The sequence below is a fragment of the Streptosporangium sp. NPDC053982 genome (genome assembly GCF_055585205.1).
Genome location: NZ_JBVJKQ010000002.1, coordinates 280,644 through 295,822 on the forward strand (window position 1 = coordinate 280,644; position 15,179 = coordinate 295,822).

Below are 15,179 nucleotides of genomic sequence, written 5' to 3' on the forward strand. Positions count from 1 at the left end.
GGCCGGTGTCCCCGGTGTCTCCGGCGTCCCCGGTGGTTCCGGCGGTTCCGGCGTCTCCGGCGATCCCGGAACGGACGGTCCCCGGGGCCGGGGCGGTCCGGCCGTCCGGCGCGTCCCCGCCGCCCCGGGCGTGCGGGCCGTTCCGGTCGCCCCGGTCGTCCCGGGCGCGTTCTCCGAGCGGAGTCCTCACGTCCTCCTCCTTCCGATCTGCGGGTTCTGTGGTTTCGGCGGGTACGGCGGGCCCGGCGCTCACCTGTCGGCGATCTCCGGGCGGCCCTTGGCCTTGTGGATCTGGTTGAGGACCGACAGGTCGTAGATGCCGTTCAGGTCGACGGGCTGGAGCAGGCCGATCTTGATCGCGTGGTCGGCGCTGGCGGTCAGCGAGGAGGCGATGGGGTCGTCGGTGAAGGTGATGTTGGCGAAGGCGCGGTCCAGGACCTCCTGCTTGAGCGGTTTGCCGGTCAGCTCGGCGAGGGCCGCGTTCACGGTCTTCGCGGCGTCGGCCGGGTCGGCCTCGATCGCCGCGTTGGCCTCGACGTGCCCTTCGAGGAGCTGCCGGACCGTCTCGGGGTGCTCGGCGGCGAACTCCTGGCGGACGATGAGGTGGGTGATCACGAACTGCTTGCCCGGCCACAGGTCCCGCTCGTCGACGAGGACCTTGCCCTTGCTCTCCAGGACCAGCCGGCTGGCGAACGGCTCCGGAACCCACGCGCCGTCGATGTCGCCGGTGGCGAAGGTCTGCAGCGTCTGGGAGTTCTCCTGGGGGACGATGCTGACGTCGCCGCCGCCCTTGGTGTCGGCCTTCAGACCCTTCTGCTGCAGCCAGTAACGCAGGGCGACGTCCTGGGTGTTGCCGAGCTGGGGGGTGGCGATCTTCTTGCCCCGCAGATCCTCGACGCTCTTGATCTCGGGCTTGACGACCAGCGAGACGCCGCCCGAGGCCGCCCCGGCGACGATCTTTATGGCCTTGCCCTTGGACTTGGCCCACGCGTTGATGGCGGGGTTGGGACCGATGTAGGTGGCGTCGACCGCGCCCGAGAAGACCGCCTCGATCGCGGCCGGTCCGGCGTTGAAGGTGCTGGTCTTGAGCTTGGTCGAGCCGAGGTGCCTGGCGAAGAGACCCTTCTCCACGCCGACCAGCGCCGTGGCGTGGGTGATGTTGGGGAAGAACCCGAGCCGCACCTCGGCGAGCTTGTCTCCGCCACCGGAGGCGGTCGCGGTGCCCGCCGTCTCCGATCCCCCGCAGGCGGTCGCCAAGGTCGTGAGCACCAGTGCGGCCAGTGCCGCCACCACCCCGCGAGCCCTGCGAGCCTTCATGGCCACTCCTAATTCCTACTAAACAAGTCGGCTATGCGTATATAAAGGCCGAGTCTACCCACCTGTCAAGTAGGAAATTGGCACGAGCTGGTCACGACCCCCTCCGGCGGGCGCCGGGCGCGACGGGTTCCGCGGTGCGCGCTTCGAGGCGGGTCCTGTGCCGCGAGCTTCGAGATGGATGAGGACGGCGGGTCCGCGCGGTGCCCGCCGTCCCGGATCGCTCCCGGAGGGTCCGCGCGGTGCCCGCCGTTTCGGACGGGGCCCCGGGGGGTCCGTGCGGTGCCCGCCGTTCCGGACGCCCCCGGAGGGTCAGCCGCAGACCGTGTCGAGGACCGTCGCGGTGTTCGGACGGAACCGCTGGGAGTCTCCGCGGTGCGTCACGACGGCGGGGGCCGGCCTGGTCAGGGTGGCCTCGATCTTGTGCTTGATCAGGTCGTAGTCGGGGTACGCGGTGTTGATCAGCGGCGGGACGAACTGCAGGGTCCGGATCTTGGACCGCTTCACCTTCTCCGCCAGCTCGACCAGGTTCGGCAGCATCCCCTGCGGGATGTCGGTGGAGACGGCGTGCATCGTGGCGTCGGCCAGCTTCTCGAAGCTCCGGAGGACCGTCACCGGGTTCGCCTGCTTGGCGACGGCGTTCATCAGGCACTTCTGCCGGCCCATCCGGACGTAGTCGTCGCTGTAGGTACGGGCCCTGCCGTACCAGAGGGCCTGCTCGCCGGTCAGCCGGCGGGTGCCGGCGGGGATCAGTCCCTCGTTCTGCCGGCCGTACACGATGGGGTCCCGTACGGTGACCCGCACGCCGCCCATCGCGTCGATGATGTCGGCGAAGCCGAACATGTCGACCATCGCGTAGTAGTGGACCGGCAGGCCGGTGATGCCGCTGACGGTCCGCTTCAGCAGCGTGGGGCCGCGGTGTCCCCGGGGGACGCCCGGGACGACCTCGGGATGGTCCTCGGCGTACTGCCAGACCTCGTTGAGCAGGCCGGGGGTGTAGGGCGGCTCGCCGCCGAAGCCGTAGGGGAAGTGCCGGTGGGCCGGGCCGGGGGGCATCGGGACCTTCTCCAGGTTTCTCGGCAGGCCGAACAGCACGGTGTCGCCGGTGTGGGTGTCCACGCTGGCCACGGTCATGCTGTCGGTGCGCACCCCGACCCGGTTGGCCGCGGCGTCGGCTCCGATCAGCAGGATGTTGATCCGGTCGCGGCCCTGCCAGGGGTCCACCGGGATCGGCGCGCTGTCGGCGGCGAAGACCGAGGTCACGACGTGCTGGGAGACGTAGGCGAGCCGGGCCGCGTACGCCATGGGGGCGATGACCAGGGCGCACAGCACGCCCACGGCGAGGGCCGACAGCAGCCGGGCCGGGCCGGACAGCGACTCCGGCCGGACGAGCTGGTAGGAGCGCACGACCACGGCCACGGTCGCGGCGGCGAACAGCAGTGCGGCCAGCCCGAAGGCCCACAGCCAGGCCGGCTGGACGATCAGGGCGAGCAGCTCGTCCCGGGAGGTGAGGAGGAGGACCGCGACCCCTCCGACGAGGGTGACGTAAGTCCCCATCAGGGCGACGCCGACCGCGCGCCGCCCGGTCCACAGGTGGGCCAGACCCCACAGGACGGCCGACCCCAAGGTGATCGCCAGGCTCGGCCCAATGTTCAAACGACCCCGTTGACCTGCCATCTCTCTAACATCTCCTGTCCGTTGGCCCCAGACGTCACAGGTTAGTAACGGTTTTCGGATGAATGCGCTATGAGGCGATGCGACGCGCGGGGAAGTCCGAGTCAAGGTTCGTTGGGGGGTCCCTGCCGTTTCCGGTAATTGACCACGCTCAAATCACGGCCAAAAGAGCGACATATACGGTTTTCCGCGATGAATTCGGGGATTTCCCGCTAAGGGGCTAGTGAGGGAATCGGTCCGAGGGTGACCGGCGGGCGGTGGGGAGAGCGGTGCGGGGAGCGATAAGCGTCTTTTCGATCATGCTCGGCTGCGCGCTCACCCCGTTCGCGCTCGCCGGTTTCTGGGTGGCGGACGAGATATCCGGCTCCGGCCGCTATGTGGCGGACATCGCGCCGGCGGCGGCCGACCCCGCGGTCCGTGACGCCGTCGCCGACCGCGTCACCGCCGCGTTCTCCCGGCCGCTGCACGGCATGGACCGCCCGGCCACCGCCGACCTCGTCCACAGGTCCGTGAACGCGGTCGTCACCGGCCGAGACTTCCCCGCCGTGTGGGCCGAGCTGAACCGGGCGGCGCACCGGCGGGCGGTCTCCGCGCTGCTCGGCGGCCCCGGGCGGACGGTCCCCGAGCGGGTGGACCTGGACCTCACCCCGGTGTACGGCATGGCCCGGCGGGAGCTGGCCGCGGCCGGGCTGGCGGGCGCCTCACGCCTGCCCGTCCTGCACCCGCGGATCGGGCTGTTCCCCGTGCGGGCGCTGCACGACGCGCGGACGGTCTGCGGCTGGCTGGTCCGGCTGAAATGGGTGCTGCCGCTGCTGCCCGTGCCGCCGCTGGCGGCGGGGATGATCCTCGCGGGCGACCGCGGGGACGCGCTCACCGGCGCCGGGCTCGGGCTGGCCGCGAGCATGGTCGCGCTGACCGCAGGGCTGGCCGCCGTCCGTTCGCTCTGCCTGCCCGCCCTGACGGACGGCGGTCCCCCGTCCCCGGCCGTTTACCCGATCTTCGACGCGCTCGCCCTGTTCCCCAGGGTCGGCCTGCGCGTCGTCTTCGCGGCGGGCCTGGTCACGGCCGGGATCGTCGCCATCGTCCGCGAGCACCGGTCCTCACGTGAGCCGCCGCCGGACCCGGACCGTTCCGAGGCGTTCGCGCTGGTCTAGGGTGGCATGAGATGTTTTTCACGGGGTAGCCGGTGGCGCTATGAGCGACGTTGAGACGGGGACGGTGACCACGAAGGTCCCCGCACGGCTGGACCGGCTGCCATGGTCACGATGGCACTGGATGATCATCATCGGCCTCGGAACCGTCTGGATCCTCGACGGGCTCGAGGTGACCATCATCGGGAACCTCTCCGCGCAGCTCGCCAAGGAGGGAAGCGGCCTGGCGATCACCCAGGCCCAGGTCGCCGGCACGGCGGCGGCCCTCTACGTGGCCGGCGCCTGCGTGGGCGCGCTCTTCTTCGGCTGGCTCACCGACAAGTTCGGCCGCAAGAAGCTGTTCATCATCACGATGGTGGTCTACCTGGTCGCCACCGCGGCGACCGCCTTCTCGTTCTCCGCGTGGTGGTTCTTCCTCTTCCGCTTCCTGACCGGGTTCGGCATCGGCGGAGAGTACGCGGCGATCAACTCCGCCATCGACGAGTTGATCCCCAGCCGGCACCGCGGCCGCATCGACGTCGTCATCAACGGCAGCTACTGGCTCGGCGCCGCCGGCGGCGCGCTGCTGACCGTCCCCCTGCTCAACGACCTCCCGGTCAACATCGGCTGGCGCGTCGCGTTCGGCCTGGGCGTGTTCCTCGGCCTCGCCATCCTCCTCGTCCGGCGGCACGTGCCGGAGAGCCCCCGCTGGCTGTTCATCCACGGCCGGGGCCGGGAGGCGGAGGAACTGGTCGACGGCATCGAGGAGCGCGTCGAGACCGAGAAGGGCGAGCGCCTCTCCGAGCCCTCCTCCTCCATGACCATCCACCAGCGCCGGTCGATCGGGTTCGGCCAGATCGCGCACACGATGGTCGCCCGCTACCCCAAGCGCACCGTTCTCGGCTTCTCGCTCTTCATCGGGCAGGCGTTCCTCTACAACGCCATCACCTTCGGGTACGCCCAGATCCTGTCGACGTTCTTCAAGATCGACACCAACACCGGCTACTTCTTCGCGGTCATCGCGGTCGGCAACTTCCTCGGCCCGCTGCTGCTCGGCCACCTGTTCGACACCGTCGGCCGGGTGCCCATGATCTCCGGCACCTACATAGGGTCCGGGGTGCTGCTGCTCGGTACGGCCTGGCTGTTCAACCAGGGCGTGCTGACCGCCGTCACGCTGACCGCCTGCTGGTGCGTCGTGCTCTTCTTCGCCTCGGCGGGGGCGAGCGCGGCCTACCTGACGGTCAGTGAGATCTTCCCGATGGAGACCCGGGCCATGGCCATCGCCTTCTTCTACGCGATCGGCACCCTCGTCGGCGGCGTCGCCGGGCCCCTGATCTTCTCGAGCCTGGTCGAGAGCGGCCGGCCGGGTGACACGGCCCTGGCCTTCGCCATCGGCGCGGTCCTGATGATCGCGGCCGGGCTGGTCGAGGTGTTCCTCGGGGTGAAGGCCGAGGGCAAGAGCCTTGAGGAGATCGCGGAGCCGCTGAGCAGCGCGTCGGCCAAGAGCACCGCGGCGGCCTGATCCGGCCGAAGGGCACCGCGGTGGCTTGATCCGGCCGAAGGGCACCGCGATGGTCTGATCGGGGCGAAGGGCGCCGCTACGGCCGGATTCAGCCGAAGATCGTCGCAGCGGCCGGATCCGGCCGTTTCCGAGCCCGCCGGGCCTCACCCCGGCGGGCTCGGCCGTTCGCGGACGGAACCCGGCCGGCCCGCCGTGGCCGGCGGAACCGGGGAGACGGTGAAAGGCTTGGTACGATACCCATTATCACTTGAGCAGTTGTTCAGGAGTTTTCTCATGGATGTCCTCGCCGACCCGGACGCCTGCGCCGGCAGGGAGCCGGACGCGGACCGGGTGGCGGCGACGCGCGACCGGCTTCTCAGCGCCGAGGAGGCCACCCGGCTGGCCGAGCTGTTCCGGCTGCTGGGCGACCCGACCCGGGCCCGCCTCCTGTACGCGTTGCTCGACGGCGGCGAGCTGTGCGTCTGCGATCTCACCGAGACGGTGGAGGTCAGTGACACCGCCGTGTCGCACGCTCTGCGGCTGCTGCGGACCTCGGGTGTCGTGGCCGCCCGCCGGGCGGGCCGGATGGTCTACTACCGCCTCGCCGATCTCCACGTGCGGATGCTGCTCGACCTCAGCCGCGAGCACCTGCGCCACGCCTGACCCGCCCGCCCTCCGGCCGTGCCGCCCTCTTCGGCCCGTGCCTGATCCGCCCGTCCCGTCGGCCGTGCCGCCCCCTTCGGCCCGTGCCTGGCCCGCCGTCCCGCCGGCCTGTCCGCCGTACGATGGCGCCCCCTTCATCGGGTTTCGCTGGCTTGGTCTAGTTTTGCCGGACTTCGTCCGGTCTCCCCAGTCGGGGAGCGTCCTCCATGACGCCGGACGGCGCCTTCGTGTCATTGAAGAGCGGCAACTTCAGGACGAACCGGGCGCCCTCTCCCCGCGGCGGGTCCGTCGCGTACAGCGTGCCCCCGTGCGCCGTCGCGATGTCCCTGGCGATGGACAGGCCGAGTCCCGTCCCGCCCGCCTCCCGGCTGCGGGCGGTGTCCAGGCGGGTGAACCGCTGGAAGATCCGTTCCCGGTCGGCCTGCGGGACACCGCGGCCGTCGTCGACGACCTCCAGCACGGCGTCCTCTCCGGTCCGGCAGACGTTGATCTCGATCATGCCCGCGGCGTGCCGTTCGGCGTTGGCCAGCAGGTTGGTCAGGACCCTGCAGAGCTGGAGCCGGTCGCCCCGGACGGTCACGTTCGGATGCAGCCGCAGGAGCACCTCGTGCCGGGACGGCCGCTGCTCCATCTCGCTGGTGACCAGCTCCGCCAGGTCGACGCGATGGTGTTCGAGCCGTGCCCCGGCGTCGAGGCGGGCGAGTGTGAGCAGGTCCTCGATGACGGCCTGGAGCCGCTCGGCGTCCTTCAGCGCCGACCGCATCGCCGTCGCCGGGTCCTCGGCGTCCGGAGCGGCCAGCGCCAGCTCCAGCTTGGTGCGCAGGCCGGTCAGCGGGGTGCGCAGCTCGTGGGAGGCGTCGGAGGCGAAGCGGCGCTCCGTCTCCCTGGCGTGCTCCAGCCGGTCGATGGTCCCGTTGATCGACTCGATGAGCGTGCTCAGCTCGCTGCCGGAGGTGGGCACGGCTATCCGGCGGCTGAGGCCGGACACGGCGATCTCCGCCATCTCGGCGCGCATCCGCCGTACCGGTTCGAGGGCCCTGCCGACCAGCCACCAGGTGCCCCAGCCCACCAGGCCGAGGAGCACGAGGCAGAAGGCGGCCAGCGCGCCCTCCAGGGTGTGGCCGACCAGCAGCGGCGGTTTCCGCTCGGCCGCATAGACCATGACGTCGCCGTATGGGGAGGACCTGTCCTCCATGCCGACGACGACGAAGCACGTCCGCCCGGATCTAGAAACCGTCACGCAGGGGGTGTCCACCACACGGGTGTCATCGGCGCCAGGCCACACCCGGCTGATCGGCGGCCTCCTCTCCAGCATGGGGCTGGCCGCGACGACCCGGCCGGCGCGGTCGACGGCTTGCAGCCGGCTGACGGTGTCAGCAGGGATGACCCCGTCGGGCGCCCCCTGATGGACCTCCCTGACCGCCAGCCGGGCGGCCCGGGCGGCGCTGTCCGTCACGTCGTTCAGCGCTTTGTTCCGCAGGGCCGTCGACGTCGCGAGCGCGCCGATCCCCAGCACGAGGGCGAAGATCAGAACGGTGATGAGCGTCGCCCTCCCCTGCAAGGAGCGCGGGCCTCGCCAAACGGTCACGGACCTCCTCCGGTCTCCTTCCGGTCGGGCACTCACCAAACACTAGGAGCCGGACATTCGGCGGCGGGTAAAGCAGGAAGACCTTTCGCGACTTTTTACGTGAAAAGGACAATATCCGGCAGTTCGCCCCGAGAGGCGACGCCGAGCTTGGGATACGCCTTGTAGAGGTGGTATCCGACCGTGCGGGGGCTGAGGAAGAGCTGGGCGGCGATGTCCCGGTTGGACAGCCCGCGGGCCGCCAGCCGTACGATCTGCAGTTCCTGGGGGGTGAGCCGGGCCAGCACGCCGGGGGCGGGCGCCTCGGGCGCGGCGGACCCGGTCGCGCCCAGCTCCGTGCGGGCCCGCGCGGCCCACGGCGCGGCCTCCAGCCGCTCGAAGGTCTCCAGCGCGGACCGCAGGTGCGGGCGGGCATCCGATTTGCGCCGGGTACGGCGGAGCCACTCGCCGTAGAGCAGCTCCGTCCTGGCCTGCTCGAAGGGCCGCGCTCCGGTCTTCAGCGCCGCGGTGAAGCACTCCTCGGAGTCCTCCAGCAGGGCCCGGCAGCGCAGCACCAGGGCGTGCGCCCAGGGCCGCCCGGTACGGCGGGCCCAGTCGCGGTAACGGGCGAAGGGGCCGGCCGCCCGCTCCGGGTCGCCGAGCCGTACCGCCGCCTCCACCAGGTCGGGCACGCACCGCGTCTCCGACACCTGGTACCCGCCCGCCAGGGGCGCGAGCCGGGTGAGCGCCGCCTCCACGCGGCCGTGGCCCAGGTCGAGCGTGCCCAGCGCCCAGGCCGTCCAGCCCGTCCCGATCACGCCGTCGGCCAGGGCGTCGTTGACGAGCGCGTGGCAGCGCCCGTCGTCGCCCTCGACCGCGGCGAGATAGGCGAGGAAGGCGCTCAGCTGGCCGGCCCACTGCGCCTGGCCGGTGTCCCGGGCGATGCGCAGCCCCTCGTCGGCGGCGGCCAGCGCGTCGCGGTGCCGCCCGTGGAACAGTTCCGTCTCGGCGGAGAAGAACAGCAGCGTCGGCAGCACCCCGATGGTGCCCCGGGTGCGGGCCTCGTCCACCAGGGACCTGGCGACCTCGCCGACCTCGGCGTCCTGCCCGGCCGCCAGCCCGATCCCGCAGACCTGGACCAGGTCGCGCGGGCTGTCGGCGCCCGCCCGGCGGGCCTCGGCGACCACCTCGGTGAGCGGGGGGAGATCATCGGGCCCCGACAGCACCGCCGTGACGAAACCGGCGACCGGGGCCAGCGGGTCGCCCGGGGGCAGGGTCAGCGCGCGCAGCCGCTCCGTGACGCGCGCCACCTCGGGCTCCCCGAGGTACCAGGCGCTGTGGAACGCCTGGATCAGCATCCGGGCCGCCCGCGCGCCGTCCACCGGCGCGGCGCCGTCGAGCAGCGCGTCGTACGCCTCGCGCGGCGCTCCCCGCAGGAAGGCCGCCGTCGCCCGGACGTGCGTGAGCCGGGCCCGCAGCGCCGGGCTCCCGCCGCTCCCGTCGCTCTCGCCGGCCCCATCGCCCTCGCCGTCGTGGCCGGGGCCTCCGGGGTCGTGGTGGCCGTCCGCTCCGTCCGTACGTCCGGCGTCACCGGCGAGCGCGGCGAGCTGCCGGGCGCCCTGCTCGGCGAGCGCCCCGGCCCGGTCCAGCTCACCGGCCCAGATCGCCGCCTCGGCCGCCAGCGTGAGCCGCCGGGCCCGTGTCTCCGGCAGCGCGCTGAGCCGGGCCGCGCGGTCGTAGGCCGAGGTCGCGGCGGCGTACCCGCTGCGCTCGCTCGCCCGTGCGGCGGTGCGCTCCAGTTCCGCGGCCACCTCCTCGTCGGGGCCGGTCGCCGCCATGGCCAGGTGCCAGGCCCGCCGGTCGGCGTCGTCCTCTCCGGTGAGCGCCTCGGCCAGCGCCCGGTGCACGGCCAGCCGCAGGCTGGGCGGGATCCCCTGGTAGACGGCGGCGCGGACCAGGGGGTGGCGGAACACGACGGAACCCGCCTCGACCCGGACCAGCCCCGCGCTCTCCGCCGGGTGCAGGTCCTCCAGGTGGTCCCCGAACCTGGCCGCCGCCGGCAGCACGACGTCCAGGCCGCCGGTCCCGGAGGCCGCGGCCACCGCCAGCAGCCCCTGCGTCGCCTCGGGCAGCCGCCTGAACCGGTCGAGGAAGGCGTCCTGGACCCGCTCGGTGAGCGGCAGCGCCGTACCGTCGTCCGGGTCGCCGGGCGGGACGCCGGGGGTTCCGGCCCGGGAGAGGGCGGCGGGAAGCTCGATCAGCGCGAGCGGGTTGCCCCGGGCCTCGGCGAGCACGCGGTAGCGGACGACCGGGTCGATGGTCTCGCCCGCGACCGACCCCAGCAGCGCCGCGGCGGCGACGGGGTCGATCCCGCCGAGCGTCAGCTCCGCCACGCCCGGCGCGGTGAACGGCTCACGGGCGGCGAGGACCAGCGCGATCCCCTCGGCGTCCAGCCGCCGCGCGGTGAACAGCAGCGCCTCGGCCGACGCCCGGTCCAGCCACTGCGCGTCGTCCACCAGCACCAGCAGCGGGCCGTCCTCGGCCAGTTCGCTCAGCAGCGAGAGCACGGCCAGGCCGACCAGCAGCCGGTCCCCGGGCTCGGCGGCGGCCAGGCCGAACGCCGCGCGCAGCGCCCGTTCCTGCTGCGCGGGCAGCGCCCCCGCCCGGTCGAGCACCGGCCGCAGCAGCAGGTGCAGGCCGGCGAACGGCAGCTCGGACTCCGGCTCCACCCCGGTGCCGCGGATCACCCGCGCGTCCCCGGCGGCCTCGGCCGTCTCGGCGGCGTGGTCGAGCAGCGCGGTCTTGCCGATGCCGGGCTCGCCCCGGACGAGCAGGGCGCCGCTCCGGCCCTCGCGGGCGTCCGCCAGCAACCGGTCGATGACGGACTGTTCGGCCGATCTACCGTGCAACATGGGAGAAACCCTACTCATTCGCCCTGCTGGGCCGTGAAGTGTCATGCGGTCCGGCCGGCGGGGCGGCCACGGTCCCGGATCGGGACGACGGACCCGGCGCGTACCGGGGGCGGCGCCGGCCGGACGGAGAGGTCAGGCGCCCGCGCAGGAGTCGTGGGTGGCGTCGAACCCCTTCAGGCTGTCCGTGTCGTTCTTCCTGATCGGCTTGAGCCCCTTCCAGTCGTCGCCGACGGTCAGGATGAGCCTCGGCGTGGTCGCCCGGGGCACCGCCAGTCCGGTCGAGACGAGCAGGTCGCGGGTGAGCGTGGGGACGCCGGGCTCGCCGTTCGGCGAGTACGCGATCGTGGTCTTCGGGTACGGCTTGCGCGGCGCGTCACCGATCTTGTAGATGTGGTAGCCCCGTTCCTCCAGCTGGACGGCCACCTGCGAGCCCAGGCCGGAGCGGCTCGTCCCGTTGCGGACCTCGACCTGGATCTTCGAGCGGGAGACCTTCGTCTGCCCGCCCTTGATCCCGGAGCCGGCGAGCGTCCTGTCCCGCGCGACCATCTGGAACAGCGCCTTGCTCTGCGGCTGCGTCCACTCCACCCGGCCGGGATAGGTGGCCGAGTATCTCCAGGGCGTGGTGACGAAGCGGATCTGCCCGGCGGCCATGCCCTTGGCGCTCGTCGCCAGGTCCTTGATGACGCCCGTGGTGAGGCCGGAGTCGGTGGTCACCGACTTCGTGGCCGCGTCCAGGAAGCCGAAGAGCCTGGCGGGATCCGTGAGCGTGTCGCCGCTCATCACCTTCTTGACCATGGACGCGACGAACATCTGCTGCCGCTGGATGCGGCCGATGTCGGAACCGTCGCCGAGGCTGTAGCGGACGCGGACGTAGCCGAGGGCCTGCTCGCCCTTGAGGAGCTGCCGTCCGGCGGGGAGGGTGAGCAGGGCCTTCTTGTCGTGGATCGGCTCCGGGATGCAGACCTCGACGCCGCCGACCGCGTCCACCATGCTCTTGAAGCCGGTGAAGTCGACCTTCACGAAGTGGTCGATGCGGATCCCGGTGAGCGACTCGACGGTCTTCCAGGTGCAGCCGATCCCGCCGAAGTTGAACGATTCGTTGATCATGCCGATGTGTGCCCGCTGACCCTGGAGGCCCCCCGTGGCCTTGCAGTCGGGGAGCTGCACCATGGAGTCGCGGGGGAAGCTGATGATCATCGCGTTGTCCCGCTTCGGCGAGATGTGCGCCAGCATGATCGTGTCGGTCCGCTCGCCGACGGCCGGGCCGTACTTGGCGTTCTTGCCGTTGCGCTGGTCGGAGCCGACCACCAGGACGTTCAGCGCCTTGGTAGCGATCTTTGCGGGTCGCGGGCCCAGCTCCTCGGCTCCGACCTCGACCCGCTTGACGTTCCCGTTCAGCTTGACGTAGGCGGCGGCCGCCGTCCCGGCCACCGCCACCACGACGGCGGTGCCGCCGGCCACCGTCCACCGGAGCCACCGGCGGCGACGCGGTACGGCCCGCGCCGGGGGCTTCGCGGGCGCGGGCTGCGCGGGGGGCTCCGCGGGCGCGTCCATCGACCCGTTGCTCACGTGACTCCCAAGGGGACTGGCCGGGGCGCGCGCCCTCGGCTGGGGCCGGATTCCGGCAGAGGGAGTGTACTGATCCCAGGTAAAAGTCAAGTAAGGATTGCGCATATAGCCTTTTGCCCCATAGCTACGCTTTCATGACGCTCTAAGCGTTTCGGCTGGTCGTGGGCCCGGGCGGGACGGGTGCCGGAGGGCGGTCTCCGCGGGCCGGTGCGCCCGGTGAGGGTTCCGGGCGAATGCCGCCCGTGGGGATGCCCGGTGACCGGCTTGCCCACGCGGATTCCGGGTGGGTCGGCGTGCCCATGAGGGGCTTCCCCGTGCGGTGCGCCGATCGGGGGTGAGGCCGGGGAAGCCGGTCTTGTTATGATCCGCCGATGATTATCCGAGTCGGCGGTCTCGCCGATGTCCCGGCGGTGCTGGCGATGTTCGACGGTGCGGTGGCGTGGCTGACCGCGCGGGGCCGTACCGGGCAGTGGGGCAGCGAGCCCTTCTCCACCAATCCCGCCCGCGCCGAGAAGGCCGCCGAATGGGCCGCCTCGGGCGGGATGCGCATCGCCGAGATCGACGGCCGGCCCGCCGGCTGCCTCGTCGTCGGCCCCGCGATGGAGTACGTCCCCCAGGCCGCCGAACCCGAGTTGTACGTGCGGGTCCTGATCAACGACCGGCGGTTCCACGGCCGGGGCGTCGGCTCCGCGCTGCTGGAGCGGGCCGTGACGGAGGCGGCGGAGCTGGGCGTCTCGCTGGTCCGGGTCGACTGCTACGCCGGGGACGACGGCCGGTTGGTGCGCTACTACGAGAGCCAGGGGTTCACCAGGACCGAGACGTTCACGGTGGGCGAGTGGCCCGGTCAGATCCTGGAGCGAAGGCTTCCCGTCACGACGGGCTGACCGAGCGGCCGGGCGCACCCGGGTGCGCCCGCGGGCCGCCGTGTTTCCGCGGCGGGGCGGTCATGCGTAGGAAATATCGACAAGAGAGGATTGGGACTGGGTTTACCGTCTTATGGGGGTTTCGTGAACACTGCTCTCGATCATTCCTATCGGGGCGAACATCCCGTCCGTACCCTCGCCTACCTCTTCAAGGAAGACCGTCTCAAGCTGGTCGCCGCGGTCTTCGCCTTCCTCCTCAAGCACAGCCCCACCTGGCTGTTGCCGCTGATCACCGCCAACGTCATCAACATCGTGGTCGGCCACCGCCCCATCGTCGAGCTGTGGGCCAACACGGCCGTCCTGCTCGCCCTGCTGCTCCTCAACCACCCCTTCCACCTCCTCTACGTCCGCTGGATGCACGGCGCGATCCGGCGGGTGGGCGTCGACCTGCGCTCCGCGCTCTGCCGCCGCATGCAGCAGCTCTCGATCGGCTACCACTCCCGGGTCAGCGCCGCCGTACTCCAGACCAAGGTCATCCGGGACGTCGAGAGCATCGAGCAGACCAGCCAGCAGGCGAGCGACATGGGCCTCTCGGCCCTCACCACGCTGGTCGGCGGCCTCGCGGTGATCGCCTTCCGGGTGCCCGCCGCGATCCCGGTCCTCCTGGTGATCGTGCCGGCCGCCGCCTTCCTGGTGATGCGGCTCCGCACCCGCCTGCGGGAGGACAACGAGAGCTTCCGCCGCGAGGTCGAGACGCTCTCCAGCCGGATCAGCGAGATGACCACCCTCATCCCCATCACCCGGGCGCACGGCCTGGAACGCGACGCCCTGCACCGCGTGGACGGCACGCTGACCAAGGTGCTGAGCAAGGGACTCAGACTCGACCTGCTCAACGGCAGCTTCGGCGCCCTCGCCTGGATCCTGCTCAACGCGCTGGGCGTCGCCTTCCTGACGGGCTCCGCGCTCATCGCCTACTACCAGGTCATCCCGATCACCGCCGGTGACGTGGTCATGCTGACCACCTTCTTCACCACCCTCACCTCCGCCGTCACCTCCCTGCTCAGCCTGACCCCGGTGATCAGCAGGGGACTGGCGTCGGTCCGGTCGATCGGCGAGGTGCTCCAGGCCCCCGACCTGGAGCACAACGAGGGCAAGGTGAAGGTCGACTCGGTGCGCGGAGAGGTGGAGTTCCGCGACGTCGGGTTCTCCTACGGCGAGCCCGGCGAACCCCCCGCGGTCACCGGCCTCACCCTCAGAGCGGTGCCCGGCGAGACGATCGCCCTCGTCGGACCCTCGGGCGCGGGCAAGTCGACCGTGCTCAACCTCGTCATCGGCTTCCTGCGGCCGACCTCCGGACGGATCCTGCTCGACGGCCGCGACATGGAGACGGTGGACATGCGGACCTACCGCCGCTTCATGTCGGTCGTGCCGCAGGAGTCGATCCTGTTCGAGGGCAGCATCAGGGAGAACGTCACCTACGGCCTGGCCGACGTCTCCGAGGAGCGGCTGATGCGGGCCCTGCGGGACGCCAACGCGCTGGAGTTCGTCGAACGGCTGCCCGCCGGGCTCGACACGGTCGTCGGGGAACGCGGGGCCCGGCTGTCCGGCGGCCAGCGGCAGCGGCTGGCCATCGCCCGCGCCCTGATCCGCGACCCGCGCGTGCTGATCCTCGACGAGGCGACCTCCGCCCTGGACTCCCGGTCGGAGGCCCTCATCCAGCAGGCACTGGCCCGGCTGGTCGCCGGCCGTACGGTGTTCGTCGTCGCGCACCGGCTGTCCACGATCCGGAACGCCGACCGCATCGCGGTCATGAGGGACGGCGGCATCGCGGAGGCCGGCACCCACGAGGAGCTGATGCGGCTGCGCGGCGTCTACGCGGGGCTCCAGCAGGCCCAGCTCGCCTGACGCGGCGGAGCCGGGGAGAACGGCCGGGAAGAACGGAGCCTGCAACGGCGGAGCCGGGAACGGAGGGTTCCGGGAGTCCGGAAG

General features: G+C 71.9%; 10 protein-coding genes. 5 read left to right on the top strand and 5 right to left on the bottom strand.

Annotated elements, in window-relative coordinates; all coding sequences use genetic code 11:
• Positions 1 to 249: 249 nt before the first annotated feature.
• Together ACZ6W9_RS04140 and ACZ6W9_RS04145 are read right to left on the bottom strand one after the other, a co-directional pair.
• The gene (locus ACZ6W9_RS04140) at positions 250 to 1,317 is read right to left on the bottom strand and encodes an ABC transporter substrate-binding protein (protein WP_389961398.1); all 1,068 of its coding nucleotides are present in this window, start codon (positions 1,315 to 1,317) and stop codon (positions 250 to 252) included.
• 309 nt (positions 1,318 to 1,626) lie between these two features.
• Positions 1,627 to 2,970: an LCP family protein gene (locus ACZ6W9_RS04145; RefSeq protein ID WP_389961396.1), complete on the bottom strand. Its 1,344-nt coding sequence runs from the start codon at positions 2,968 to 2,970 to the stop codon at positions 1,627 to 1,629.
• A 287-nt stretch (positions 2,971 to 3,257) separates the two neighbouring features.
• On the opposite strand from ACZ6W9_RS04145, the gene ACZ6W9_RS04150 reads away from it, so the two are divergent.
• The 3 genes from ACZ6W9_RS04150 to ACZ6W9_RS04160 all read left to right on the top strand — a co-directional run bounded on the left by ACZ6W9_RS04150 (position 3,258) and on the right by ACZ6W9_RS04160 (position 6,282).
• On the top strand, positions 3,258 to 4,142 hold the full coding sequence (locus ACZ6W9_RS04150; protein ID WP_470116693.1) for a hypothetical protein: 885 nt from the start codon (positions 3,258 to 3,260) through the stop codon (positions 4,140 to 4,142).
• 40 nt (positions 4,143 to 4,182) lie between these two features.
• Complete coding sequence (locus ACZ6W9_RS04155) at positions 4,183 to 5,640, top strand: MFS transporter (RefSeq protein ID WP_389961392.1); 1,458 nt, start codon at positions 4,183 to 4,185, stop codon at positions 5,638 to 5,640.
• A gap of 273 nt (positions 5,641 to 5,913) precedes the next feature.
• On the top strand, positions 5,914 to 6,282 hold the full coding sequence (locus tag ACZ6W9_RS04160; protein ID WP_362932658.1) for an ArsR/SmtB family transcription factor: 369 nt from the start codon (positions 5,914 to 5,916) through the stop codon (positions 6,280 to 6,282).
• A gap of 157 nt (positions 6,283 to 6,439) precedes the next feature.
• Here the strand turns inward: ACZ6W9_RS04160 and ACZ6W9_RS04165 are convergent, their stop codons facing one another.
• The 3 genes from ACZ6W9_RS04165 to ACZ6W9_RS04175 form a co-directional block, all read right to left on the bottom strand.
• Positions 6,440 to 7,870 (bottom strand): sensor histidine kinase, encoded by a 1,431-nt coding sequence (locus ACZ6W9_RS04165; RefSeq protein WP_470116694.1) that lies wholly within the window; start codon positions 7,868 to 7,870, stop codon positions 6,440 to 6,442.
• Between the two features lie 95 nt (positions 7,871 to 7,965).
• A complete protein-coding gene (locus ACZ6W9_RS04170; RefSeq protein ID WP_389961387.1) occupies positions 7,966 to 10,758 on the bottom strand; it encodes a helix-turn-helix transcriptional regulator in 2,793 nt (930 codons plus the stop codon).
• Between the two features lie 132 nt (positions 10,759 to 10,890).
• Positions 10,891 to 12,327 carry an LCP family protein gene (locus ACZ6W9_RS04175; protein WP_470116695.1) on the bottom strand — a complete coding sequence of 479 codons (1,437 nt, stop codon included), beginning with the start codon at positions 12,325 to 12,327 and terminating at the stop codon, positions 10,891 to 10,893.
• 371 nt (positions 12,328 to 12,698) lie between these two features.
• Here ACZ6W9_RS04175 and ACZ6W9_RS04180 point away from each other — a divergent pair, with 371 nt between their 5' ends.
• Entirely contained in the window at positions 12,699 to 13,211 is a 513-nt protein-coding gene (locus ACZ6W9_RS04180) for a GNAT family N-acetyltransferase (protein WP_362932666.1), read from the top strand.
• Between the two features lie 123 nt (positions 13,212 to 13,334).
• Positions 13,335 to 15,095, top strand: coding sequence for an ABC transporter ATP-binding protein (locus ACZ6W9_RS04185; RefSeq protein WP_389961382.1), 1,761 nt, complete (start codon positions 13,335 to 13,337; stop codon positions 15,093 to 15,095).
• The last annotated feature ends 84 nt before the right edge of the window (positions 15,096 to 15,179 follow it).